This window comes from Pedobacter heparinus (genome assembly GCF_032678725.1).
Taxonomy (GTDB): Bacteria; Bacteroidota; Bacteroidia; order Sphingobacteriales; family Sphingobacteriaceae; genus Pedobacter; species Pedobacter heparinus_A.
Genome location: NZ_JAVTSC010000014.1, coordinates 126108 through 152145, shown reverse-complemented (window position 1 = coordinate 152145; position 26038 = coordinate 126108). Strand labels below are relative to the sequence as shown.

Annotated in this window: 18 protein-coding genes; 10 read left to right on the top strand and 8 right to left on the bottom strand. The window is 43.9% G+C overall.

Annotated features, from left to right (window positions below; all coding sequences use genetic code 11):
* Positions 1-190: 190 nt before the first annotated feature.
* The 4 genes from R2Q85_RS19805 to R2Q85_RS19790 form a co-directional block, all read right to left on the bottom strand.
* The gene (locus R2Q85_RS19805) at positions 191-2305 is read right to left on the bottom strand and encodes a hybrid sensor histidine kinase/response regulator (protein ID WP_316813529.1); all 2115 of its coding nucleotides are present in this window, start codon (positions 2303-2305) and stop codon (positions 191-193) included.
* A 171-nt stretch (positions 2306-2476) separates the two neighbouring features.
* Complete coding sequence (locus R2Q85_RS19800; RefSeq protein WP_316813528.1) at positions 2477-3940, bottom strand: sialate O-acetylesterase; 1464 nt, start codon at positions 3938-3940, stop codon at positions 2477-2479.
* Positions 3940-5166, bottom strand: coding sequence for a Gfo/Idh/MocA family oxidoreductase (locus R2Q85_RS19795; protein ID WP_316813527.1), 1227 nt, complete (start codon positions 5164-5166; stop codon positions 3940-3942). The genes R2Q85_RS19800 and R2Q85_RS19795 overlap by 1 nt, the downstream gene beginning before the upstream one ends.
* A gap of 77 nt (positions 5167-5243) precedes the next feature.
* On the bottom strand, positions 5244-6839 hold the full coding sequence (locus R2Q85_RS19790) for an alpha-amylase family glycosyl hydrolase (protein WP_316813526.1): 1596 nt from the start codon (positions 6837-6839) through the stop codon (positions 5244-5246).
* A 343-nt stretch (positions 6840-7182) separates the two neighbouring features.
* On the opposite strand from R2Q85_RS19790, the gene R2Q85_RS19785 reads away from it, so the two are divergent.
* The 8 genes from R2Q85_RS19785 to R2Q85_RS19750 all read left to right on the top strand — a co-directional run bounded on the left by R2Q85_RS19785 (position 7183) and on the right by R2Q85_RS19750 (position 19623).
* A complete protein-coding gene (locus R2Q85_RS19785; protein ID WP_316813525.1) occupies positions 7183-10245 on the top strand; it encodes a TonB-dependent receptor in 3063 nt (1020 codons plus the stop codon).
* A gap of 16 nt (positions 10246-10261) precedes the next feature.
* Positions 10262-11629 carry a RagB/SusD family nutrient uptake outer membrane protein gene (locus tag R2Q85_RS19780; RefSeq protein ID WP_316813524.1) on the top strand — a complete coding sequence of 456 codons (1368 nt, stop codon included), beginning with the start codon at positions 10262-10264 and terminating at the stop codon, positions 11627-11629.
* Positions 11630-11640: 11 nt separating this feature from the next.
* Positions 11641-12975: a beta-carotene 15,15'-monooxygenase gene (locus R2Q85_RS19775; protein ID WP_316813523.1), complete on the top strand. Its 1335-nt coding sequence runs from the start codon at positions 11641-11643 to the stop codon at positions 12973-12975.
* A gap of 12 nt (positions 12976-12987) precedes the next feature.
* Positions 12988-14460 carry a hypothetical protein gene (locus R2Q85_RS19770; protein ID WP_316813522.1) on the top strand — a complete coding sequence of 491 codons (1473 nt, stop codon included), beginning with the start codon at positions 12988-12990 and terminating at the stop codon, positions 14458-14460.
* Positions 14447-15229: a hypothetical protein gene (locus R2Q85_RS19765; RefSeq protein WP_316813521.1), complete on the top strand. Its 783-nt coding sequence runs from the start codon at positions 14447-14449 to the stop codon at positions 15227-15229. The genes R2Q85_RS19770 and R2Q85_RS19765 overlap by 14 nt, the downstream gene beginning before the upstream one ends.
* 15 nt (positions 15230-15244) lie before the next feature.
* Positions 15245-16678, top strand: a complete 1434-nt coding sequence (locus tag R2Q85_RS19760) for an MBL fold metallo-hydrolase (protein WP_316813520.1) — start codon at positions 15245-15247, stop codon at positions 16676-16678.
* 4 nt (positions 16679-16682) lie between these two features.
* Positions 16683-18107: an NAD(P)/FAD-dependent oxidoreductase gene (locus R2Q85_RS19755; protein WP_316813519.1), complete on the top strand. Its 1425-nt coding sequence runs from the start codon at positions 16683-16685 to the stop codon at positions 18105-18107.
* A 217-nt stretch (positions 18108-18324) separates the two neighbouring features.
* Positions 18325-19623, top strand: a complete 1299-nt coding sequence (locus tag R2Q85_RS19750) for a FecR domain-containing protein (RefSeq protein WP_316813544.1) — start codon at positions 18325-18327, stop codon at positions 19621-19623.
* Here R2Q85_RS19750 and R2Q85_RS19745 read toward each other — a convergent pair.
* Positions 19586-20533, bottom strand: coding sequence for a helix-turn-helix transcriptional regulator (locus R2Q85_RS19745; protein ID WP_316813518.1), 948 nt, complete (start codon positions 20531-20533; stop codon positions 19586-19588). The two genes, R2Q85_RS19750 and R2Q85_RS19745, sit on opposite strands and share 38 nt — an antisense overlap.
* Before the next feature lie 96 nt (positions 20534-20629).
* On the bottom strand, positions 20630-21454 hold the full coding sequence (gene purU, locus R2Q85_RS19740) for a formyltetrahydrofolate deformylase (RefSeq protein WP_316813517.1): 825 nt from the start codon (positions 21452-21454) through the stop codon (positions 20630-20632).
* Positions 21455-21615: 161 nt separating this feature from the next.
* On the opposite strand from purU, the gene R2Q85_RS19735 reads away from it, so the two are divergent.
* Complete coding sequence (locus R2Q85_RS19735; protein WP_316813516.1) at positions 21616-22095, top strand: Lrp/AsnC family transcriptional regulator; 480 nt, start codon at positions 21616-21618, stop codon at positions 22093-22095.
* Positions 22096-22101: 6 nt separating this feature from the next.
* Positions 22102-23067 carry an EamA family transporter gene (locus tag R2Q85_RS19730; protein WP_316813515.1) on the top strand — a complete coding sequence of 322 codons (966 nt, stop codon included), beginning with the start codon at positions 22102-22104 and terminating at the stop codon, positions 23065-23067.
* Here R2Q85_RS19730 and gmd read toward each other — a convergent pair.
* Positions 23055-24191 carry a GDP-mannose 4,6-dehydratase gene (gene gmd / locus R2Q85_RS19725; RefSeq protein WP_316813514.1) on the bottom strand — a complete coding sequence of 379 codons (1137 nt, stop codon included), beginning with the start codon at positions 24189-24191 and terminating at the stop codon, positions 23055-23057. The genes R2Q85_RS19730 and gmd overlap by 13 nt on opposite strands.
* 80 nt (positions 24192-24271) lie before the next feature.
* Positions 24272-26002, bottom strand: coding sequence for a hypothetical protein (locus R2Q85_RS19720; RefSeq protein ID WP_316813513.1), 1731 nt, complete (start codon positions 26000-26002; stop codon positions 24272-24274).
* Positions 26003-26038: the final 36 nt, after the last annotated feature.

Below are 26038 nucleotides of genomic sequence, written 5' to 3'. Positions count from 1 at the left end.
TTTAATCGTTTAAACAAAAGTTTTGTAGCTATTAGCTATCTACAGTTTACGCAAGGGTTGTAGTTCTTATATTATGAGGTTATTTCGTTAAATGGTCAGGATGGATTGATGATATATATGATTGGTAACAATAATTAAAGTTATGTTTAATCGTTTAAACTTACAAACTTTATTTTTTCCGTAGCTATGATCACTGCCTGTTTAACGCCCAAATTAGCTGTTTCTTTAAAGTTTCCCGATCAATGGGCTTATTAACCAAGCCTGAAAAACCCTTCAAAATTAGTTGTGCACTACTATCCGGCTCCGATGTTCCGCTAACGGCGATCACTGGCAGTTTATCAAAAGGTTTACCTAAAGTTTTGATCGCTGACAGCAATTCATAGCCATTCATTTCGGGCATTTGGATGTCTGTTAACACAATATTGATTTCATTTTTTGAAAGGATATCCAGGGCCTGTTTGCCATTAGATGCTTCATGGAACTTCACATTCCATTCCCTTGTCATCATCTTTAAAAAACTAAGGTTAAGCTCACTATCGTCTACTGCAAGGATACGGAGACCCGACAGCAATATCGACTGGCTGTCAGCTAACTGTTTAACAGCAGGTTTATGTTCAGCTTTCCGGTAAGGAATATAGAAGTTAAAAATACTCCCCTGGCCTGGCAAGCTTTTTACACCAATCTTCCCACCCTGCAGTTCAACCAGCTGCTTACAAATAAATAGTCCTAAACCGGTACCTGTTTGCCCTTTAGCAGAACTGGTTTGATAATACTTAGAGAACAACGCCGCCTGCTGGTCCTCGCTGATCCCGGTGCCGGTATCCTCAACGGCTACATATAATCTATTGTCTTCGCTGTTCAGCCTGGCTGTAACCACAATTTCTCCTTCGCTGGTATATTTTATGGCATTGCTGAGCAGGTTAACCAATATCTGGTTAAGTCTGAAACTGTCACCTTCAACCATAGTTTCAGTATCCCCCTCGAAATAGTATTCCATTCCCAATCTCTTTTTAGCAGCACTATACTCCATACTTTCCATCACTTTTCGCAGGGTTAAATCAGGATTAAAGGGTTCATTGTTGAGCTGGAACTGACTATTTTCCATTTTAGCAGCGTCAAGGGTATCATCCAGCGTCTGAAGCAACATGTCTGACGACAATTTTATAGAATCAAGCATCCCTGACTGTCGCTTTGTAAGGCCGGTTTTGCCAAATACATAAAGAAAACTCCTGATGGCATTTAAAGGGTTACGAATTTCATGGCTCATTTGGTGGAGTAAGTCCATTTTTTGTTGGGCCATGGTAACAGACCGCTCGTTTTCCTTTCTTAAATGCTGCTCTGATTTATTAAGTTGAGTGATGAAGATGATCAGCAAAGTGGCAAATACCAACACAAGGACTAAAGCTGCCAGGTGAACCTTATTTAGCAATTCTGTTGTTTCACGATAATTCTTAAAAGCCATGGTCTTAAGCGCATCAGACATACTGAAATTAATTTCCTGAACACTGCTGTTGATGCGTTTAAGTTCGCTGCTGATATACGAATTAAGTGAAATCAGTTTCCCCTGCATGTTTAATACCTTTTCATTCTGTTCCTTAAGCTGTTGAAATCTTTTTCTGTAGGCATCTTTGTATACGTTTTCCGTTTTTTTTGAAGACAAAATGTTGGTTGGAAGATCCTTCGGACGAATTTCAATAACTTTAGTAGTGGTGGAGCTGCTTTTGTTTAAGACCGCTTCTTTTAATCTTTTAAAAAAATTTCTTTTTTCTGCAGGGATAATCTTTTGAACGGTATCAATTTGACCTATTTTGACAAGCGGTAAAGACAGGTCAGGCTCAGTCAGCGTAACACCGGATACATGACTATAATCAGCATAAACGGACAACAGGGAATCGAATTCATGCTTCAGCAAGAAAAATTCTTCCGAAAGTCCCTTCCTTTTTTGACGCCATTGTTTTATTTTATTAGTCTGCTCAACATCTACATACGTGTTGTTACTATCATTTATCAAAGCATCTACTTCGTCAAAAGCCTTTGACAGCTTAACACTATAAGCTGAATTATTTTTCTTGCCTGTATCTAAAAGAGATTGCTGAAAATCGTTTTCTGCTTGCTGTAACAACAATACAACCCGTTCGGGCTTTTTTTGCTCAAGTTCAATATTACTGGCTAAAGCTGAAATACCGATAAGTTTTTTACTGATATTATTGTACAGAAAAAGGGCGGCAACAGCAAAAACCAGCGTAAAGGCCAAAAAAGTAATCAATACGTTTCGTGCTAATACTCTGGTATAATTGACTGCCATGAATTACCAAATACAAGATTGAGTTAAGACCATATTTTAGTTACGTAATGTTTATCACTATAGTTTTCGTTTTAAAAACTATAGCGATTCCTTCAAAAACATTTGTTTGTTGTAAATGTTTTAGACGTAACCTTCAACACCGTAGCGTAGCAACAGCCCGGTCCTGGCTCCCTATTTTATTCGCCTGATCTTAATGTTTCTAAAATATGCTTTATCTCCATGGTCCTGCAGCAGGATATAACCGATGCCCGTTTCGCCATAATCTTGATATTCCTTAAATTTTGTACCGGCAACAAGTTTGCGCAATTCTTCTGAGCCACGTTCATAGCTTAATATCTTCTGCCCGTTAAGCCAATGTTCCACATGTTTCCCGGTTGCCACTATCCTGACCTGGTTCCATTTCCCGGGCTTATTTAAGGCCTTGTGCTGTGGGGCATATAAAAGATACAGTGATCCGGTGCTGGTTTCTGGGCTCTTATTGTCTTTTATAGTCTCATGTTTAAAATCATCAATCAACTGAAATTCAGGCCCATTAAGCTCAGTCCCTCCTTTCAGCTTTTTTAATGCTGAAACAAAATATTTTATTCCTGTATTGGCAGAATCAGCCAGTTTATAATCCATTACCAATTCAAAATCGCAAAACTGCTCCCGGGTAATGATATCCCGGCCTTTACGGCCTGGAAGCAAAACAAGCATTCCGTCCCGGACCTCCCAGCCTTCTTTAGGGAAGGTATCCTCATTTATGCTTCGCCATTTGATATCCGGATCTTTTCCATCAAACAACAATTCCCATCCCTTTTTCTTTTCCTGATCTGTAAGCTGATTAACCTTTCCTGCTGATTTAGGCTTAACCATTTTTGCGCCCTTGTGCTGCAGCAACAGCATTCCTTCAGCAAAACGCCTTCCATATGCGGACGCTGAAGGGCTGTCAAAGTGTGTTCCGTCTCCTTTATGCCATAAGCCTTCCGAAGAAACCACAGCGGTATAGGGTATTTTTGAGGAAAGCCTTGTAAACTCCTTATTTAGTTTCAGGTAGCTTTCTCTGTACCGCGCCAATTCTCCAACCACAAACGGCAATTGGGAATCAGTCACTTCCTTACGGATTTCTGCAATTAAGGTATCCAGCTTATCGAGATAAATTGCAGCCATCGATCCGCTGTCTCCTTCGCCCTGAAGCCACAATACACCCTTTATCACGCCCTTTTTCATCGCCTCCTTAATTCTTAAAACTGCATCATCATAAGGATGGCTTAAAGTAACTTTGTCATATCCGCCGGGAACCCATTTTCGGATCGAGGTTCCGCCTACGGCACAGGGAACAAGTCCAATGGTAACACCTGGATAGGCCTCTGCCATTTTTATGCCGAAAGACAAACCCGGGCCAACACCAGCTGCTTTAGGCTTATCAAAATGCAAAGGGTGTTTAGCCAGTACCCATTCCTTCTCTTTATTCAGCATCACTACCCGGGGATGTTCCTGTTTTTTATAAGGTTCGGTAATTTCACCCCTGCCTGCCATATTCGATTGGCCCATCAAAATATAGATGTGCATATTTTGATCGGGCTGCTGTGTAAAAGCGAGTGCTGACGAGAGAAAAAACAGGGTAAAGCAGGTAATCAGTATCGTATTTTTCATCAGGTGAATTTTGTCGCCGAATACTCCGGCTTCCACAACTGCATATTACCGGTATCGGCAGCAGCATTTCCCATATGCACAGCAATGGCAGCATCCCGGCCGGTAAACACATTAGATCCGGGCTTCTTGCCGTTTCTAATGCAATCGGCAAAAGACATAAATGCAGAAGCTGTAGGATCAGGATTATTTTTGTCTGCATTCTGATAAACCAAAGGGATGCCCTGTCCGGGTTTTACAGATTCAATTGTTGCCCCTGTAACCCCATCAACAGTACCCAGAACTTTAGTAACAGGCTCCCGATAGAGCAATGCACTGTCCCGCTTTACTTCCAGGGTAGCTTTCGACCCTAAAATCCGCATAGAATAGCTGTTGTATTGATTGCTCAGAATAGAAGTGACACTGGATTTTACCCCGTTTTTATACTCATAAATAGCGCGTACATTATCGTTTGTCTCCCTGCCGTCCTTCCAGAAATCAATTCCTCCCAGGCCCACAACTTTTAAAGGGTGGCCGCCCAGCATCCAGTTTACGATATCGATCTGGTGTGCAGCCAGCTCAGCCATTACCCCTCCCGAATATTTACGATACATTCTCCAGTTGATCTGCTCCTCCATCTTCGGATCAGCTACCGGCCTGCGCCAGTCTGAATTTCGGTTGTACTGACTTTCAATATGGGTAACCTTACCCAACCAATTGTCGTCAATAATTTCCTTAATTTTATGGTACATCGCATAGTAGCGGTACTGATGCCCTACCTGCAAAACCAGTTTGCTGTCTTTCATACGCTTTACCAGATCCAGTGCCTGCTCAATGTTGTAAGTCATGGTCTTCTCTATGTACACATGTTTCCCTGCATTCAGGGCATCAACTACCATCTGATAGTGTAAGTGTAAGGGTGTAGCGATGTACACTGCGTCAATTGCTTTATCATTTAACAGTTCATGGTAGTTTTTGTAAAACTTCGGATCAGCCGTTTTGGAATACTGTTTCATCGGCTTCAAATTGGCATCGACAAGATCGCAATAAGCAATAAGATCCATTCCGGGAAGCTTTTTAATGATGCTCGCCACACCCGATCCCCTCTGGCCGCAGCCAATAAGACCAAGTCTGACTTCCTGATCGTACCTGCCAAAAGCGAATGCCGGCATACCAGCTGTAGCTAGCCCTGACAATGCGATAGAACCTGTTGTGAGGAATCTTCTCCTGGAAATGTTAAAATGTGTCATGGTAATGATTATATAGTGTACGTAAACGAATATATAAATAAAAAAATAATTTAAACGTATACTAATCACCGTTTTATTCAGCCTTCAAGCTTTACAATGATCCCTTCGTCACCTGCCATACAAATGTTCTCCGTTACTTTTGTACCCTCCAGTTCCGGCGAAGTTGCGATTTCAATTATACCTCTTAAACGATTCGGCGATTTAAAATAGCAGGGCTGATGGCTTAAATTGAGTACGACCAAAAAAGCCTTTTCCCCTTCGGCATACCTCATGTAAGCCAGTATTTGCCGGTCTGCGGCTACCAGCTGATAATTTCCGGTTTGCAGGGAAGGCTCTTTTTGCCGGTATGCGATCAGTCTTTTGTAAAAAGAGAGCATAGCATACGGATCTGCTCTTTGCACTTTTACATTGTTCCTCCGGTACGCATGATCAAGTCTTAGCCAGGGCTCAATATCGCTAAAACCCGCATTTTCTTTATCATTCCATTGCATTGGGCTGCGGCAAGGATCCCGGCTTAAGTTTTTATCCGGCATGTTTAGTCCCTGGGGGTCCTGTATTTCTTCAAAAGGAATGGGTACATCCCGCATACCAATCTCCTCTCCGTAATAAATTGTCGGTGTTCCGCGCAGCGTCAGGAGCAGCATAGCCGCTACACCCGTCTGCTCGCGGCCTATCCGGCTGGCAAGCCTCGGCCGGTCGTGGTTACCCAATACCCAGTTGGGCCAGCTTCCTTCCGGAAGTGCGGATTCGTAGGCATCAATGGCTGCCGCAATCTGTTCCGCATCCCAGGGCAGGGAAAGCAGCATAAAATTAAATGGCAGATGTGCTTCGTCAAGATCAGCGCCATAATAGCTCATTAATTTTTCCACTGGTAAATAGATTTCCCCGATCATCACCCTTTCATGAAATTCATCCATCACCTTCCTCATCATTCTGGCCAGCTCATGTACCTCAGGCTGATCAGTGGAATAAACATCCAGTAACTGTTCGCTGGTAGGCCTGTGCTGCTGATAATCGGGATTTATAGGATTATCCCGCAGCTGCTGATCCTTGATCATGTACCACATGACATCTACCCGGAACCCGTCAACTCCCCGCATTAACCAAAAGCGCATTACATTTAGCATGGCTTCCTGCACTTCGGGGTTCCGCCAGTTTAAGTCGGGCTGTTCTTTTAAAAAGGCATGGTAATAATACTGCCCCCTCTTTTCGTCCCATTCCCAGGCGTTCCCGCCAAAAACGCTCAGCCAGTTGTTGGGCAGGGAACCGTCCGGTCGGGCGTCTTCCCAGATGTACCAGTCGCGTTTGGGATTAGTCCTTGACGAACGGGATTCCAGGAACCAGGGATGCTGGTCTGAAGTATGATTGGGAACGAGATCCAATATCAGCTTTAATCCGCGTCTATGGATTTCTGAAACGAGCTGGTCAAATTCCGATAAAGTGCCAAATAAAGGATGAATGTCTTCGTAATTGGAGATGTCATAACCAAAATCGGCCATTGGTGAGGGATATATCGGCGAGAGCCATATCACCTGTATGCCCAGCCACTTTAAATAATCAAGCCGGTTGATGATACCCTGGAGATCGCCAACCCCGTCTCCGTTACTATCCTGAAAAGATCTGGGATAGATCTGGTAAATGATTCCTTTATGCCACCAAAGCTGCTTTTCCATTAAGCTAACAACAGCCCCCTCCTGTTAATTGTTTGATGGGAGTATCAGGAAATCCATAAGCTTTACCAGCCAAAAATAATAGCAATAAAAAAAGTATACTAATTTGGTAGTTTTTATTTTGCAGAATAAATAAAATACCCTAATATTGTCGACAAATTTAGTAGACTTTATTTCAGCCATGATTTTTCACCAGTTAATGACAAGGGGGTTCCGATGATGCGATGTTACACGCAGTAATATAATAAAAGGGGAATACAATGTATCCCCCTAATAAACAATTCTAAAAACAGGATATCAATTGGAGTTGGCCCTGTTTTATCTGTCAAATCATTAATGTAAAAATATGCAAAATTTTGAAAAGGCCAGGCGCTTTTTTATTCCCCTGTCTTTGTTAAAAAAAATAAGATCAATCGCTCCCTCGCTCTTCTTTATATTCCCGATGTTTGCCATTGCGCAAACCCCAACCAAACCGCTGGTAAATGCCACACTTAGCGGACAGGTGATAGATTCCCGCACCAACGACCCCTTGCCCGGCGCTTTGGTACAACTGCAGGGCGTAACACATAGCGTTCAAACAGACCGGGAGGGTAAATTCAGTTTTGTAACCGGGCAAAAACTCCCTGTGACTTTAATTATCAGTTATCTGGGTTACGAGAAGGCCAGCCTTGTAGTTTCCAATACACCTGTAACCATTAAACTGAACCAGAACCAGAAACAATTGAATGAAATTGTTGTGGTGGGCTATGGTACCCAGAACAAAAGAGACGTTACCGGCTCAGTAGCCAAAATCAAAGCTTCGGAAGTGGTGCAGCAACCTGTGGCCAGCTTTGATGCACAGTTACAGGGAAAAGCCTCTGGGGTGCAGGTCATCACCAATTCAGGTGTTCCCGGTGAAGGTATATTCTTAAGGGTAAGGGGAACTACCTCCATCAATTCCAGCAGCGATCCGCTTTACATTGTAGATGGGGTATTTCTGAACAATTCGAGTTTACAGGCCACCAATCTCGGCGGAAGGGTTACCTCCCCGCTTGCGGATATCAATCCGGCCGATATCGAATCCATAGAAGTTTTAAAGGATGCATCGGCAACGGCGATTTATGGTTCAAGAGGAGCCAATGGAGTGGTACTGATCACCACAAAAAAAGGAAACTACAACAACAAATCTACTGTTAATTTCAGCGCATCAAATGGCTGGGTGGAGGCAGATAAAAGCACGGTACCCAGTCTTACTTCCGGGCCTGATGCAGCGTTGCTGGCCAATGAATGGTGGATCAACTCAGGAATTGACAACCCCGCTTTAAACCAGATCTTTCAGAACAGGCCTTTTCGTCCTGTATCGCAAGGTGGCCGTGGGCTTCCTGAGGAACAGCCGACCTTTGACAGGCTGGGTGACTTACTGAGAAAAGGCTATGTGCAAGACTATAGCCTGGCCATACAGGGTGGCACAAATGCATCCAGGTATTACATTGGCGGTGGATATACAGACCAGGAAGCACTGATCCATGTGATCAAATTTTCAAGGGCCAGTTTAAAATTCAATTTTGACCAGAAGCTTTCAGAAAAAGTAAGCATCGGATTAACCAACAGCTTTTCAAAAAGTGACCGGAACCAGGCACGTACCGGAGATGGACCCCAGGTAAGTTTATGGAACTCTGCTGTCTCTACAGCTACTTTTACCCCAAAATATGGGGAAGACGGACTGCCCAGCGGAGTAGACAATACCTATACCCTGATGGAAAATTACGACGTCAGGACACGCAGTTTACGATATGTGGGCAGTATTTTTGGGGAAGCGGAGCTGGCCAAGGGCCTGAAATTTAAAACCAGCTTTAGCCTGGACTATAACAATTACAACGAAGCGGCCTACTGGAATACCAATACCAGTATCGGCAAAGCGGTTGGTGGTCAGGCCAATTCAGACATTACCCAAAACAATACCTGGATAAACGAGCAAACCTTAACCTATCAGAAGCAATTTAACGACCACAGCTTAACACTCCTTGCCGGAAATTCATTCCAAAGCAATACCCTGGCTGTAAATTCGGGAGTTGGAACCGGCTTTGCCAACGACAATTACAAACTGATCTCTTCGGCATCAGTCCGCAGCGCATCTGAAGGCTGGACGGGATATAACCTGGCTTCCTTTTTCGGGCGTGCGGGATACAATTACCAGAGTAAGTATTTTGCCGAAGCAACCTTACGGGCCGATGGCTCTTCAAAATTTGGAAAAAATAACAAATGGGGATATTTCCCGGCATTTTCACTGGGATGGAGAATAAAAGACAATTTAAAATTAAGGGCTTCCTATGGGATAACCGGTAATCAATCTGGGATAGACAACTTCGCGGCCAGGGGGCTATGGTCTGGTGGCAGTGGCTACGCAGATGTGATCGGTTCTCCATTGCCTGGTATCGGGCCGGAACAACTGGGAAATGCTGATTTACGCTGGGAAAAGACCAAACAAACAGATATAGGGCTGGACGCTTCCTTTTTCAACAACAGGCTGAGCGTAACTTTAGATTTATACAACAAGTATACATCTGATTTGTTGCTGCAGCAGCCCATCCCTTCAGCCACAGGTTTTTCCGTATACTGGGCCAATGTAGGCGAGATCAGCAATAAGGGATATGAACTGACCATAAACTCCAGCAATATCAGGACAAAACATTTTACCTGGAACACCGATTTTAACATCTCTGGTAATAAAAATAAGATCGAAAAACTGCCCAGCCAGATTACACAATATACCAGGGATTGGGTGATTTTAAAAGAGGGCTATTCCATGAACTCCTTCTGGCTTTACAATCAGTTGTATGTAAATCCGGATACCGGGGCGCCTGTATTTGAAGGCCAGGATGCGAATGGAAACGTAACGGCTGAAGACCGGAAAATCATCCATAGTGCCTATCCAAAGTTTTATGGAGGCCTCACCAACAATTTCAAATACAAGAACTTTGACCTGGGTGTTGCCTTCAGCTTTCAGTACGGCAATTATACGTTAAACCTACAAAGGTACTTCAAGGAAAGGAATGCATCTGCCGGTAGTGTCGTTACCAATGTTTTAAACAGGTGGCAGAAAAAAGGGGACATCACAGCTATCCCGCGCCTTACCTCTGTAGGCAGCAATTACACGATTGATCAGAGCAGCCGGTACCTGGAAGATGCCTCCTTCTTAAGATTGAAACAAGTCACTTTAGGTTACAACCTGCCAGAATCGACGTTTTCGAAACTGGGCCTTTCTGGCGTAAGGGTATACTTTGTGGGCTCAAACCTGTTCCTATGGACCAAATACACCGGAGATCCGGAATCAGGCATCACTTCAAACCCAAATGCACAGGGACTTGGTGGTTTTGGGACCCCTCCTCAGCCCAGGGGATTTCAGTTTGGGCTTAATGTAAAACTATAAACAGATCAGCAAGCATATGAAAAAGAACATATTTTTAGTCACCTCATTCGCCGCCCTATCCTTATTTTTGGTATCCTGCGGTAAATTTTTAGATGTTGAACCCAAAAAATCTACTTCTGATGAAATCACGATAGTAGATGAAAACTCTGCAAAAACAGCAGTCAGGGGGATATACAACCAGTTGCAATCCGATGGGTATTACGGGTATTCCTTTCAGACCCTGGGTTTCTTCTCGGGCGATAATATCCGTTACACAGGTTCGCAAACTGTAAATAACCAGTTAACCAACCATGATGTAAAATCGGACCTGGCTGTGCTGGCTACTTCCTGGACAGCAATTTACAATACCATAAACAGGGCAAACAATGTGATTGCCAAAGTTCCCCAGCTCAGTACTACTGCGACATTTACGGAGGCTGTCAAAAACCAACTGATAGGCGAAGCCTATTTCATAAGAGCTTTGGCTTATTTCGACCTGACAAGAACCTGGGGTGGTGTACAGCTGATCCTCAACCCAACCACTTCACCCAATGACCGGCCGGCCACACCAAGGAATACCGTTGCAGAAAGTTATGCACAGGTATTAAAAGACCTGAACGCTGCCGAAGACCTGCTGCCGGAAACCACTAACAGGATAAGGGCTACCAAAAAAACGGTCTGGGCACTAAAGGCCAGGTTTTACCTATATCAGAACAACTGGCCGCAGGCAGAAAGCTATGCCGGTAAAATTATTGCAGATAAGGCCGGTTATACCCTGGTAAAACCCTACAATTCTTTTTATGCCAATAATGCTGCTGGTACTACAGAATCGGTATTGGAACTTTACTACAATATCAATGTAACCAATACACAGGCCTACCAATGGCAGCCTTCGTCCAAAGGTGGCGTGGGTTGGATCAGGCCAACGGATAAACTGGCAGAATTGCTGAACAACCCGGCTCTTGGCGGAGACCGGAAGGCCCTGGTAGAGAAACAGGTTATCAATGGCACAGACAACTGGTTTGGAAACCTGTATTACCGTACCAACGGCACGGATCCTGCATTTTTAATCAGGTTGGCGGAGTTGTACCTGATCCGTGCCGAAGCAAGGGCGCAGCAGGAAAACCTGGGCGATGCCCGCGATGACCTGAATGAGATCAGGAAAAGATCAAATGTGGGTATACTGACAGGCGGCACAAAAGCCGAGGTATTGCTGGCCATTGAAGATGAAAACAGACTGGAATTTGCGCTGGAGAACCACCGCTGGTATGACCTGATCAGAACAAACAGGGCAAAAGATGCACTGGCGATAACGGATGTCAACAAACTGCTGTTACCTATACCTTATTCACAGATCTTAATAGATCCAAATCTGATTCAAAACCCGGGTTATTCATCCAACTAAAATACCTGATCATGAGTTCTCCAGAAGAAAACAGCACATGGACAAAACCCGAAATATTTTTATTCCGGCTGTCATTTATCTTTTTTATTGTCCTTTCCATCCCTTTTAATACGCTCAGCTTTCAGCATATTGGTGCCAGGATATGGAGTTTTCAAAGTTTCTACCAGCTGGCAACTTTTCAAACTTCCTTTATTACAGAAAACCCTGTTACCGGCATCAATTTATCAGGCTATTACAATTGGCTCATTGCCTTTGTAATAGCCCTGATCGCGGCATTGATCTGGCAAAAGTTATCGCCTGCTAAAAAGGCTTATCTGCAGCTGTATTATTGGCTGCGGGTATTGTTGCGCTACCGTTTGGCACTTGCCATTATTGCTACTGGCATTGTTAAACTATTCCCTATTCAGCTACCCCTGCCTACCTTGAGCGACCTGCACACACCCTATGGCGATTTCCTGCCCTGGAAAATATATTTTCTGAGCACGGCTGTGTCTTCTGCCTATTATGTGGTTTCTTTAGGCCTGCTGGAAATTGCGGCGGGGCTGCTGCTGATCTACCACCGGACAACAGCCATAGGTGCCGGCCTGGCCATTGCACTATTGCTGAATATTGTGCTGGTAAATTTTGCCTACGGTATAGGAAACCAGGTATACAGTTCCTTTTTATTGCTGATCGCGATATTTATCCTTTCCTATGACCTACCCAGGATCTTCAACCTGTTTTTTCTGGAGGTCAGTAGTTTGGCGGATAATTTTGTGCCCCGCTATACCCCGCTCCTGAAAAAATCCAGGAAGTACCTGCAGCTGGCTTTTCTGCTGATCTTGTTTGGCTTTGGCCTGGCTACTTATGGAGCCTGGAAAAACACCAGATATCCTTATCCGGCAAACAGGGGCTTAGCCAATACAGAAGGGATCTATGATGTATCGAAATTCATTTTAAATAACGATACCATCCCCTATTCTTTAACCGATCCGGACCGCTGGCAAAATGTGGTATTTGAAAAATGGAACACGATCAGCATCCAGGACAATAAACCAGTTAAGATAGACCGCTTAAGGCCCGAAATAACTTATCAGGACAGCAAGGAGCGAAATTTTGAAGACCTGGGTAATGGTAGCCGTCACTTTTACAGGTACCAGGCCGATGCAGACAGTAACAAGATCATACTGGAAAACAAAACGGATGTGAATGACGGCTACACTTTCGCGCTATCCAGACGGGGTGACCAGGAAATTACCTTAAAAGGATTCAGCAAAAACGGGGATTCTTTATCAGTGGTATTAACGCGTTTCGCAAAAACTTATTTGCTGAGGGAAGGCCGTCGCAAACCAATTAAAATTTACTAAAAACAAAAAGACATGGGTACTATTAAAAAATCAGACGAAAATATCGTGCAGGACAAGGTTTCCTACTGGAGTCGTTTTGAAAAAATAAGCTTTAGGTTTGCATTTATTTTTATCGCTTTATTGATCATTCCTGTTAAACCAAGCTGGTATGCAGCATTGTTTCCAATAAAGTCCCTGTATGACCTGCTTTCAAAACTGGCTGGCTACCGGCCAAGTTTTATCGAAGTGGCCTCTGAGAGCGGAAGATGGGGCCTGGCTTCATTTTCTACCTGGGGCATTGCGGCTTTAACCGGTTTACTGGGTGCAGCCGTATGGACAATCCTGGTACGGAACAGGAAAATTGCGAATTATAACCTGCTGTATTATTGGCTAAGGGTAATTACCCGCTACCGGATTGCAATAGGCATTATTGCTTTCGGATTTTTAAAGCTTTATCCGATGCAGATGCCCTTTCCTTCGATTACGAATCTGAGTACCGATCTGGGGGACTATGCACAGTTCAAATTGTACTGGCAAGCTGTAGGCGTATCTTTATGGTACCAGATATTTCTCGGCTTACTGGAAATAGGTACCGGTGTACTGATGTTCTTCAGGGCAACCACCGCTTTAGGAGCCATTCTGAATGCGGGGGTGTTGTATAACATTGCACATGCCAACATCGCCTATGATGGAGGGGTGCATGTATACAGCGGATATTTCGTATTGTTGTCGGCTTTTTTACTGGTTTATTATGTTCCGGCGATCTGGAAGCTATTGATCAAAAAAGAAAATGTAAAACCCGCCTATTATTATCCCAAATTGAAAAGTGCCGGCCAGCGACTGGCCTTTTACGGTTCAAAATACCTCTTCGTCTTTCTTTTTGTTTTTGTATACGGGTATTACAGGTACGATCTGCATTACAACGGGGCCCGCTTAAAGGAGCCTGTTATCCCTGGCCTGCCGAATGCAGAGGGAAATTATGAGGTGAGTTCTTTTGCCTTGAATGGTGATACTATCCCTTATTCGCCTCAGGATTCCGTAAGATGGCATACGGCAATTTTTGAACGCTATTCTACCTTAGCCTACAAGGTGCATAAAGCTTTTAAAATTGACATCTCAAATGGGGTTCCTCAACCTCAGGATATCCTGAGAAAATATGAGCTGACCGGCAGGGCTGGCGGATGGCGGTACTTGTACTACGAAATCGATTCGGCAAATCACCAGATTTACCTGGTAGATAAAAACCAGGAATTCAGCAAAAAACTGTTCAAACGACAAAAAGAAGTTGCCGTAGGGTTAAAAAAACTATATAAAACGGCCATACGCGGCAGCATCGGCATCCTGAAGTGGGATTATAAAAGGCCGCTGAATGGCGAGATCGTCATCACCGGTCTGATCAACAAAAAGGATACTGTCCATATCGTACTCAACAAAATCAAAAAAGACTATCCTATAGGTCAGGGATGGTACACCAAAAATAACCTATATACTTATGCGAATAATTAACAGGATAAAAAAGATCGCAATGACAGCCCTTGCGGTGCTGCTTGCAAACGGTTTAATGGCTACACCTACCAGGGTTACCGTAAGGGTAAAAGCTAAAGATGCCAAATTTATCGGCACCGGGATAGGAGGCGCAGCCGTCCTGATCAAAAACCACCTTACTGCACAGCTTCTGGCAAATGGCGTCACTTCCGGGAGTTCAGGCGATACCAAACTCATCCTTCAAAGCCCGCTGATCCGCGGGCAAAGAATAACAGATGAAAAAACGGCCAGTTACGAGGCCATTGTAGACATCAATGAGCCTACCTTGGTAGATATTGAAGTAACTGCGCCTTTGAGCCGAAAGGCTGCAGCCATTAAAGGTAGCCTGCAGGTATGGCTGATTCCGGGTAAAGATATACTGGGTGAAGGGATCGTAATCGATTTACCGGGCTTGATACTGGATGTTTTGAGCCCTACCAGTCATCAGGCCATCACCTTATCGTCCTTAAATCAGGGCCTGCTCGAATTTAAGATCAGCCTGACCATGTTATGCGGATGTGCAATTTCCAAGGGCGGCGTCTGGAATTCGGACGAATTTGAGGTAAAAGCAACATTAAAAAAAGATGGAATTGAAAAAGGGGCATATAATTTGAAAAAGCTACCAGAAAACAATCTATTTGCAGGAGCATTAAACATTACAGCAAAAGGTAGCTACGAATTGCTTGTCTATGCTTTCAATCCGAAGGATGGAAATGCAGGGGTGGATAAGATCAATTTTGTAATCCAGTAGCACATAAAAGAAGACATGAAAAGGCGAAACTTCATTTTTAATAGTACCAAAGCCCTGGCGATAGGCCTTGTTGTACCCCGGCAATTATTAGGAAGCCATTCTTCCGGAGCGGCAGTATGGCACGTGGAACAATTTTCAGACAAAGGCCTGGCCCAGTTTTCATACGCCTTGCTGTACAATAACAAAATATTGCTGATCGATCCGGCAAGAGATGCTGCGCCCTTCTACGAATATGCCAGAAAGAACAATGCAGAAATTGTTGGTGTAATAGAAACACATCCCCATGCAGATTTTATCAGCGCACACGCGGAAATTCAGCGGAACAAAAATGTGCCGGTATACCTGGGCCGAAAGGTAGGGGCAAGTTTTAAACATCATGCCCTGGATGCCAATGACCGCATCCCTTTATACCAGGACCTGCATTTAAGGGTATTGGATACCCCCGGGCACTCTCCCGACAGCATTTCACTGGTTTTAGCCGATAAGGATAAAGATCTGGTGGTTTTTTCTGGTGATGCTTTATTATTCGGGGATGTAGGACGTCCGGATCTGCGGGAATATAAGGCCGGAAAGGAAACAGAGCGCATTGCCCTGGCAAAAGCGATGTACCATACCGTACATCAAAAATTTGCCAGACTGGCTGATGAAGTGATTCTTTACCCGGCACATGGGGCCGGTTCTTTATGTGGGGGTAACATCAGGGATGTAAGTTCCAGCACGATCGGCTATGAAAGACAACACAATTATGCATTTAAGAAATACCCGGAAGCTGAATTTGTGGCCTTGTTACTGAAAGACCTGCCTTTCATACCGAAGTATTTTCCTTATGATGTAGAGTTGAATAAAAAAGGTGCTGCTGACCTGAAGCAGGGTTTATCTGAGATTAAGCTACTGCCAGATAATTTTATAACGGAGGACGATGCAGTGATGGTAGACGGCCGTTCTAATGTGATATTTAATGCTTCATTTCTCGATAAAGCCATTCATATTCCTGATGGACTAAAATTTGAGACCTGGCTGGGCACCGTTATTGCCCCATCGCAAAAATTCTATATTGTTGGAGAAAATCCGGCACAATTAAATGCCCTGAGCTATAAAGCAGCCAAAATTGGCTACGAAAGTGCCATAAAAGGTGCTTTTGTTTTCAATAAAAAAAAGCCGTCACCTGCCATAGTTGATAAAGAAAAATTTGACAGGAACACCAATGATTACTATATACTGGACGTAAGGGAAGCTAAAGAGGTTAAAGACAAAAAGGTATTTGAAAAATCGGTAAACATCCCTTTGTCAGAACTATCGGGCCGACTGAAAGAAATCCCCTTGGATAAGCCGGTAGTAGTACATTGCGCTTCAGGTTATCGCTCAGCGATAGCCAGCAGCCTGTTGCGGTATAACCTAAACGGTTTATTGATCTTAGATTTAGGAGAAGCGGTACAGACCTATAAATAAATTTATGGCTAAAAATGAGTATGATGCGATTGTAGTAGGTTCTGGTCCCAATGGCCTCGCCGCTGCCATTACCTTGCAGCGGGCTGGGCAGGCTGTATTATTGATAGAGGCTAAGGAAACCATTGGTGGTGGAATGCGTACCCGGGAGCTTACGCTTCCGGGATTTAAACACGATGTGTGCAGCGCCATTCATCCTATGGCCATGGCATCCCCTTTTTTTGCAGATTTACCGCTGGCAAAATATGGATTGGACTTTATTCAGGCTCCCCTGCCGGCCGCCCATCCTTTTGACGATGGCAGCGCTGCTTTTTTATCCGGATCAATAGCAGAAACGGCAGCTGCTTTAGGCGAGGACGAAGAGGCCTATTTAAAATTGATCAGCCCCCTGGTAAACAACTGGGAAAAAATTGCCGGGGACATTATGGCCCCCCTACACTTTCCTGCACATCCCTTCTTGCTGGCTCAATTTGGGTGGAACGCGGTAAGGCCCGCCAACGCAATTGCAGCAAAATTTGCCACAAAAGCTGCTAAAGGATTATGGGGGGGGATGTCTGCCCATGCCATACAACCTTTTAGCAACCTGACATCTGCGGCTATTGGCCTGGTTCTGTCTGCTGTGGGGCATAAATATGGCTGGCCCATTCCAAAAGGCGGATCTCAGTCTATTGCCAATGCCCTGCTGGCCTATTTTTTGGATTTAGGTGGAAAAGTGGAAACCGGACGGATGGTAAGATCGGTAAAGGAACTTCCCACTCATCAGGTTGTATTGTTTGATGTAACCCCTAAACAGCTATTGCAAATTGCAGGGGAGGAATTGTCTGCATGTTACAAACGGCAGCTGGGAAGGTATAAACAGGGAATGGGTGTTTTTAAGGTAGACTGGGCTTTGGACGGGCCTGTGCCCTTTACGGCCTCCGAATGCAGCAAAGCAGCGACTGTACATCTGGGAAATACCTATGAGGAAATCGCATTATCGGAACAGCAAACTGCTGCGGGCATACAGCCGGAAAAGCCATTTGTATTATTTGCCCAGCAAAGTGTTTTTGACAACACCAGGGCCCCGGCTGGAAAACACACCGCATGGGCTTACTGTCATGTGTCAAATGGATCAGAGCAGGACATGACTGCTGCTATAGAAAACCAGGTAGAACGTTTTGCCCCTGGCTTTAAGGCGCTGATACTGGCCAAACATACCATGAATGCCCGGCAAATGGAAGCGTACAATCCAAATTACATTGGCGGAGACATCAATGGTGGGATTGTAGACTTCTCCCAATTGTACACCCGTCCAGTATTAAGGGCGTCTCCCTATAGAACCTCTGCTAAACGCATTTATATTTGCTCTTCTTCTACCCCTCCCGGACCTGGTGTACATGGCATGTGTGGGTTTCATGCCGCCAAAACCGTACTTAAAGATCTGTTTTCTTAGTTTATTTTTTAGCGATCCCCAGCGATTTAAGAATAAATCACCTAAGCCAAAAATGAATAAAAAAAACAAAAAATAATTTTTCCATTATTTTCTTGGTTTTTATACGCTAAAGGCACATTTTTACTATAAAACACTGATAATCAAAGGTGCAATAAAATATTATAGTACTATAGCGTTGTGATTTGTAAGGAAAAAATATATACTTTTGGCATGGATTGTGAAAGAGATTACCTATATTAACTTATCATATTACAAGAAATTGAACCCTATAAAATTACACTCTCACCAGGTTGTTAGCGAAGCGCTAAACCTAATGGGCAACGATAAGCCCCACTCTCTGCCAGTTTATGAAAACGGTCGTATTATTGGCAAGCTTCATTACGATGATCTTATTGCTTTTCTGGAGGATGAGGAAAAGGACAACAGCATTCGTGCGCATAAAATGCATTTCGACATCAAAAGTGCAATGCATGCCATCCATTCCATGAAACTTAAATATTACCACGCGGCCTTACCAGATGACAGCAAGAAAGCTCCTGCCTGGCAGTTTATCACTGCAGCGGCAGTTTTATGTATAATTGCGGGCCTGGCATGGTTATTTTTTAACCCCTCTGCATCAGCTCCTGTTGTTCAGGGCAGTCAGACCATCGCCGGTTTAAACAGGGTTGTCCTTACTTTAGAAAACGGAAAAAAAATTGCCCTTAACGAAGATAAAGGCGGGATCAGCATTACAGGGAACAAGTTAACTTATCACGATGGTACAACCTTGTCGATATCAGGCATTAGCGGAATGGCAAGTGTATCCACCTCCCGCGGAGGGATATACCAGGTACAACTGCCGGATGGGACAAAGGTTTGGTTAAATGCCGGCTCCAGGCTTAAGTTTCCTGCTACCTTTACCAATGGAGAAAAGCGCCGGGTTGAGCTGATCGGGGAAGCATATTTCGAAGTTGCCAGGCATAACTACGCCTCCGCACAAAGACTGAAACGATTGCCCTTTACCGTACTGAGCAGGGGCCAGGAGATTGCAGTGCTGGGTACGCATTTTAATGTGAAGGCTTATCCTGATGAAACGACCATTAAAACAACTTTGCTGGAAGGATTGGTCCGTGTTACCCCATTGCGCATACGTAAAGGCTTTAAAGGTGCCGATCCATCAGTAGCTGATCCACTGGCAATGATGAATGTGGCGCAGGGAGCGTTGCTTAAACCCAATGAAGAAGCGGTTTTAACAGGAAATGAAATTACCGTTAATAAGGTAAATGCCGCTGAGGCTATTGCCTGGAGAAAAGGTGATTATATATTCAGGAATGCACCTTTAGAGAACATTATGCTGGTTATTGCACGTTGGTACGATGTGGAGGTGATCTACCAGACAGAAGACCATAAAAAAAACGAATTATTGGGAGGCGTGCTGTCCAAATCACCTGACATGAAAGATATCCTGAAATCACTGGAGCTCACTGCCAATGTACGTTTTAAAGTAGAAGGCAAACGGGTAACTGTAATGCAGTAACAGATTTAGGACATTTTCCATAATACTTCTTAAAAGCTTTGCTAAAATAGTGCGGTTCCTTATAGCCCGCCAGCAATGCAATTTCCTTAACTGGTTTACCGGAAGTTGAAAGTAAACGCCGTGCATAATCCATCCTCAGCTTGATCACCTGTTCATGCAGGGGGATGCCAAATACATTTTTGGCCAAACGCGCCAGGTTTCGCTCCGATACCATAAACCTGTAAGCCAGCTTAGGCGCATCATCAGCCATTTCTGTAGTAAAATTTTCGTTTATAAAACTGGCAATAGCCTGTCCCTTGAGGTGATGTTCACGTGAGGTCGCATTTCTGCTTTTTATGCTGTTGAAGTACTTATTGATACAGCCATTGATAAAATTATAGCCCTCATCATCCGTATTTAAATTACCTGCCGCAACATCCATCTTTTGTACCGCCTTAAACAAGCTATATGCAATGCCAACCGACGAAAGGCTCATTGACGTATTTTCGGGGTTGCAAAAAGAAGTAGCAAAGAGTTTTAATTCCGGCAATTTCTGGCATTTATAAATGAACCAATCCGGATTGAAGGTAATGAGCATGATCTGCCCTTTTCCTGCCGGCACCGTTTTTCGGTACTTCCCCATTGGGCGGTAGCATAGGTAGCAGGAATTCTGCGCTAAGTCAACATGCATAAAATAGGATGGCTCAATTACCGAAAAATCGATAAATGCAGTTTGTTTAAAAGCATACTCGAACATTTCAATATGCCCAAAGTAATTGCTGCTGGATTGCAGGAGAATGTAGCCTTCCTTTAATGCCAGTTTTTTTGCAACCGCCGTTCTTAACGGGGTTGAACAATGCGCATTAATTTTGTCAGCAGCCACATCTTCTGGTTGCACAGCGTCCAAATGAAGTTTAATCTTTGATTGCATTGCCTTATATTTTTAAAAGATAAAGCTGTACAACAAATGGGACATTTTTCAGGAAAAAATATTTTCTGGAATGATTACTCCCGATACATTTCGTCCTTATTCAAATACTACCGTTTTATTGCGGTAAACAAATACCCTATCGTTCAGTACCAGCCTTAAAGCCTTTGCCAAAACTGCGGTTTCAATTTCCTGACCAGATTTTACCATATCGGCTACAGTAAATGAATGGTTCACCGGGATGATCTGCTGCGCAATAATGGGCCCCTCATCAAGGTCATCGGTTACAAAGTGTGCCGTTGCCCCAATTAACTTAACTCCTCTTTCATAAGCCTTTCTGTAAGGATTTGCTCCTGCAAAAGCTGGCAAAAAGGAATGATGAATATTGATTACCTTATTGGGAAAATTGGCCACAAATTCGGGCGAAAGAATGCGCATAAATTTGGCCAGCACAATATAGTCCGGATCATATGATTTGATCTTCCTGATCATTTCTCCCTCAGAAATGCCTTTATCTTCATGGTAAGCAATTAAAAAAAATGGAATGTCAAAGCGGTCACAGATCTTTTGCAGCACATCATGGTTTCCAATTACACAAAGCACCTGAGCACCAAGTGTACCAAAATTGTTGCGGATCAAAATATCAGCAAGGCAATGATATTCTTTAGTCACCATTACTACTATCTTTTTATCTGGTACCGGATTTACCTGAATAATGGCCCCTCCAGGCAAAACAGCTTTCATTTTTTTTTCCAGTAATATTTCGTCCGAGGTACCATCTACATCCAAACGCATAAAAAAACGATTGTCTGCTTTGTCAACATGCTCACGCATAGAAATAATGTTCAATTGCGCAGTTGATAATATTGCAGAAATATCCGCCACCAGCCCTACCTGGTCTTTGCATTGTATAATGATGATCATCCCTATTCAAAAATAAAAAAGCAAGATAGCAATATCTGGGCGGCATTCCCGGCCAAATTTGATTATTTGCGCAAACACATGCAAGCGGGCGTACAAAAGAATATAAATCAAAATAACAAAGTATAACAGAATAATATTCATAAAATTACTACATTTACCGAATGAGCACTGAAAATAACCTCAGTTTAGATAAAACAGACTTATCCATATTAAGGCTGATGCAGGAAAATTCAAGAATTTCCAATGTGCAGATGGCAAAGGAACTGGACATGGCACCTTCAGCAATACTGGAACGGGTAAAAAAACTGGAGCAAAAAAACGTCATCCTTCAGTATACTACAAGGATCAATCCTGCCAGGTTGAATTTAAAACTCCTGGCCTTTATCTCGATGAAGGCTTCAGATAGCATTGGCTGCAGTACTACAGCCCTGGAACTGGCCAAGATCCCTGAGGTACAGGAAGTACACCATATAGCCGGTGAGGATTGTTATCTGGTCAAAGTAAGGACCACCGATTCGGCTTCGTTAATGGCCCTGATGCGCGATCATTTCAGTAAGATCCCCAACATTTTATCCATCCGCAGCACCATTGTACTGGAAACCGTAAAAGAACAACAACAATTAGTCATTCCCGAAAAATAACGCATCATGCCTGAACAGTTAAACAAAAAAGCCTCGCCAATAATGGTTATCATTGCCTTTGCTATAGTTTATATCGTATGGGGCTCCACTTATTTTTTTATACAAAAAGCCCTGGCAGGCTTTCCTCCCTTTATACTCGGTGCCTTTAGGTTCCTTGCAGCAGGACTGCTGTTAATGACCTGGTGCAGCATAAAAGGAGAAAAGATCTTTGATAAAAAAAGCATCAGACACGCAGCTGTAGCAGGCATACTGATGCTTGGCGTAGGCAACGGACTGGTGATCTGGGTAGAACAATTTATCCCTAGCGGCCTGGTGGCCATCCTGGTGTCATCGGCTGCAATGTGGTTTGTAATTTTAGATAAACCGAAATGGAAAGAGAACCTGCGCAATACATCGACAGTACTGGGGCTCATTATCGGATTTATAGGGGTCATCCTGTTGTTCGCTGAACAGGTAATGCAGACCTTAAATAACAGCCAGGGCAGCACGCAGATCGTGGGCATTGTATTGTTGCTCCTTGCCCCTATTGGCTGGGCAGCAGGGTCTTTGTATTCAAAATACAATGGGACCACTACCGTATCCGTATCTGTAAGTACCTCATGGCAAATGCTGGCCGCAGGGGCTATCTTTATGCCAGGCATCCTCATCAATTCAGAATTGACAAGGTTCAACTGGCAGGAAGTATCTGCAGATGCTTGGTTTTCAGTAGGTTACTTGGTTATATTTGGTTCTATTGCCGCCTTTAGTGCCTATGTATGGCTGCTAAGCGTACGCCCGGCCACCCAGGTAAGCACCTATGCCTATGTCAATCCTGTGGTAGCAGTTTTATTGAGTGTACTTTTTACCAGTGAAAGGGTTACCCTCATCCAGATTGCAGGCTTAATCGTTATCCTTGGTAGTGTCTTACTGATCAACCTGGCCAAATACAGAAAAGAAAACAACCTTAAAAAGGAGATGGCCTACTCGAAATAGTTCAGGGTTTTAAATCCACCCTGTCTCAGGTATTCATCTTTTTTCATCAGGTGCAGATCTGACTGGATCATGTCTTCTACCAGCAGTGCCAAATTGTATTTGGGTTTCCAACCCAGTTTGGTGTTGGCCTTGGTTGGATCACCCAATAGCAAATCAACTTCTGTAGGGCGGAAATACTTTTCATCCACCTGTACCACAACGGCGCCAGGCTTCAGGTTTACATCGTTTAAACCCATTTTAAGCACCATTTCCTGATCTACGTCAATGATCACTCCCCGTTCATGCTGATCTTTACCGCTAAACTCGATCTCTATACCCAGTTCGGCAAAACTCATTTTTACAAAATCCCTTACAGTTGTGGTAATACCTGTGGCAATTACATAGTCTTCTGGTTTTTCCTGCTGAAGGATCAGCCACATGGCCTCAATATAATCTTTGGCATGTCCCCAGTCCCGCTGGGCGGAGAGGTTACCCAGAAACAGGCAAGACTGTAGCCCTAAAGCTATTTTGCAGGCTGCGCGGGTAATTTTACGCGTAACAAAGGTCTCGCCCCTTAAAGGACTCTCATGATTAAATAGTATACCGTTGCAAGCATACATATCATAAGCCTCTCTATAGTTAACAGTTATCCAATAGGCATACATTTTTGCAGCAGCATAAGGCGAACGTGGATAGAATGGCGTAGTTTCACTTTGGGGAACGGCCTGCACCAAACCATACAGTTCTGAAGTAGAAGCCTGGTAAATTTTAGTTTTCTTTTCCAAACCCAAAATACGTACGGCCTCCAGCAGCCTTAACGTACCGATCCCATCAGCATTGGCAGTATATTCAGGCATTTCAAAACTCACTTTTACGTGACTCATCGCGGCCAGGTTATAGATTTCATCCGGCTGGGTTTCCTGGATGATGCGGATCAGATTGGTAGAATCTGTTAAATCACCATAGTGCAATTTAAAATTTACCCCATTTTCATGCTGATCCTGGTATAAATGATCAATCCTGTCTGTATTAAATGAGGAAGCCCGTCTTTTTAAACCATGAACAAAATATCCTTTTTTAAGCAAAAACTCAGCTAAATATGCTCCATCTTGTCCGGTAACACCAGTTATTAACGCAACTTTCATCAATTTTCTATTTTAAATTACAGCCGTAAACATACGGAATAATTTGTTTTTTTACAGCTGCAGATTTACAAATCCTCCAGTCATTTGCGGTACCGATAATCAACGGCTATTCCATGAATGAGCATCCGCCTATTTTTTACCTGCAACTTAGCGCCTGCTGGTACACAGACCAGCACTACGGATTGCAGGGCAGGGATAAGCACCCTGGTAACGGTTGATACACTTCGCGCAACAAAGCGCTGGCTAACCAGGTCGTAGATATCTTTTTTACCTTTATGACCTGTTGGCAATTTAAACCCTATCGTCTTAGCCGTTTGATAAGGATTGTAAAACAAATAACTTGGGTATGCCTTTGCGGCATAAAAATCAGTAGCCAGCAAGTCCAGCCCAAGTATCCCTTTTACTTCCGTTTCTTTTACAATTCCTCCAAAAATGCCGGCATGCGCACTGCCGTACACGCTAAACTGGGATACCTCCGGATTTTTACCAGGCACCCATTTCGGCCCGTCACCCTGGGCAACGGGGCCTTTCAATGACTGGTATAAAGTATCAAATGTGGACGCCTTTGCAAAGCCCTCATAAGCAATTACACCATTGGTAACTGCAGCAAGCCCTGGTATGGTCTGGTGTTCAGCCGGCATGTACTGCGGATAAAACAACCGGGAAGCATTTACGGCATTCAGCATCCATTTACCTATCGCAGTAGCATATTCTGGCCGATACCTCACCAGGGGTACCAATGGCCATGCCGCATCAAAAGTATTCATTAAAAAGGCGTAGCCCCCGTGGTCAACCGTACTTCCAACAGTGCCCGAAATGTCGAAGCCATTCCAGTTACCCACTAAAAAACCCCAGCCCTCCCTGCATACAGCAGTTCCATCAAAGGTCCAGTCCAGCATTTTAGCCAGGTTAAAGGATGTGCCCTCTTCTGCATTCATCCTGGCCGCCAGGTAAGCGCCAAAGGGCATCAGCAATTCGTAGGTAGGATTAATTTCCTGGCTTTCCAGCGCCTTCATTGCGCTGATAGCACCTTTCAGGTAACGCGGGTCGCCAAATTTCTTATAGGCCGTATACAATACGTAAGCATGTCCTGCAGCCGCATCTGGCTGTGCACAGATCTGGGTAGACATGGGCTTCATCTTTCCATAATCAAAATAAGAATAATGGTAATTGCCATTCAATACAGAGTCCGCTTTATAAAACTGATCGGCAATGCGCCTCGCTAACCTTTCAAAATCCGGTTCCGCAGGATATTTATCATAAATGGCATAAAATAAAACGTTCGGGTATACATCGTACCACCAGTCGCGGCCATACCCGCCACCCAGTAAAGCCACTTCTGGTGCTGTATTGTTCATCATAATGTCCCAGCCGGTATCCTTATTAAAATAATTCTTCAGCATAGCCACATAATTCAAACCCTGCTGTTTGCGCTTGTCCAGACCCACCAGGCTGGCACCTAAAACAGCCCCCATATTGGCAAGTGCCTCATGGAACATGCCTTTATTGTGCTGCAGGCCCTGCCTGACATCACCAACAGCAGTATACATGCCCAGGACAGGCTGCTTAAAATTTTTACCGGTACTGTCCATCCAAACCATTGGCCAGTAATCTCCCTCGGCCTTAAAGTCATAAACCTTACGGTCAAAATCAAGTGCCATTTGCTTCCAGTCTATAATTTGAAGTGGCCGGGGCAGGTTGGCCATGGCATTCACGCGGTTAATGCCGACTTGTCTAACCTGAGCAAAGCAAAGCGTCGCAATAAATAAAGAAAGTAGTGTAAATGCTGCATTCAGTTTAAATTTCATCATGGTTTCGTCTAAATATATCAAAAATAGGAGATCACA

Coding starts and splice junctions, on each gene's coding strand:
- R2Q85_RS19805 (WP_316813529.1), bottom strand. CDS start 2,305: ATGGCAGTCAATTATACCAGAGTATTAGCACGAAACGTATTGATTACT.
- R2Q85_RS19800 (WP_316813528.1), bottom strand. CDS start 3,940: ATGAAAAATACGATACTGATTACCTGCTTTACCCTGTTTTTTCTCTCG.
- R2Q85_RS19795 (WP_316813527.1), bottom strand. CDS start 5,166: ATGACACATTTTAACATTTCCAGGAGAAGATTCCTCACAACAGGTTCT.
- R2Q85_RS19790 (WP_316813526.1), bottom strand. CDS start 6,839: ATGGAAAAGCAGCTTTGGTGGCATAAAGGAATCATTTACCAGATCTAT.
- R2Q85_RS19785 (WP_316813525.1), top strand. CDS start 7,183: ATGCAAAATTTTGAAAAGGCCAGGCGCTTTTTTATTCCCCTGTCTTTG.
- R2Q85_RS19780 (WP_316813524.1), top strand. CDS start 10,262: ATGAAAAAGAACATATTTTTAGTCACCTCATTCGCCGCCCTATCCTTA.
- R2Q85_RS19775 (WP_316813523.1), top strand. CDS start 11,641: ATGAGTTCTCCAGAAGAAAACAGCACATGGACAAAACCCGAAATATTT.
- R2Q85_RS19770 (WP_316813522.1), top strand. CDS start 12,988: ATGGGTACTATTAAAAAATCAGACGAAAATATCGTGCAGGACAAGGTT.
- R2Q85_RS19765 (WP_316813521.1), top strand. CDS start 14,447: ATGCGAATAATTAACAGGATAAAAAAGATCGCAATGACAGCCCTTGCG.
- R2Q85_RS19760 (WP_316813520.1), top strand. CDS start 15,245: ATGAAAAGGCGAAACTTCATTTTTAATAGTACCAAAGCCCTGGCGATA.
- R2Q85_RS19755 (WP_316813519.1), top strand. CDS start 16,683: ATGGCTAAAAATGAGTATGATGCGATTGTAGTAGGTTCTGGTCCCAAT.
- R2Q85_RS19745 (WP_316813518.1), bottom strand. CDS start 20,533: ATGCAATCAAAGATTAAACTTCATTTGGACGCTGTGCAACCAGAAGAT.
- purU (WP_316813517.1), bottom strand. CDS start 21,454: ATGATCATCATTATACAATGCAAAGACCAGGTAGGGCTGGTGGCGGAT.
- R2Q85_RS19735 (WP_316813516.1), top strand. CDS start 21,616: ATGAGCACTGAAAATAACCTCAGTTTAGATAAAACAGACTTATCCATA.
- R2Q85_RS19730 (WP_316813515.1), top strand. CDS start 22,102: ATGCCTGAACAGTTAAACAAAAAAGCCTCGCCAATAATGGTTATCATT.
- gmd (WP_316813514.1), bottom strand. CDS start 24,191: ATGAAAGTTGCGTTAATAACTGGTGTTACCGGACAAGATGGAGCATAT.
- R2Q85_RS19720 (WP_316813513.1), bottom strand. CDS start 26,002: ATGATGAAATTTAAACTGAATGCAGCATTTACACTACTTTCTTTATTT.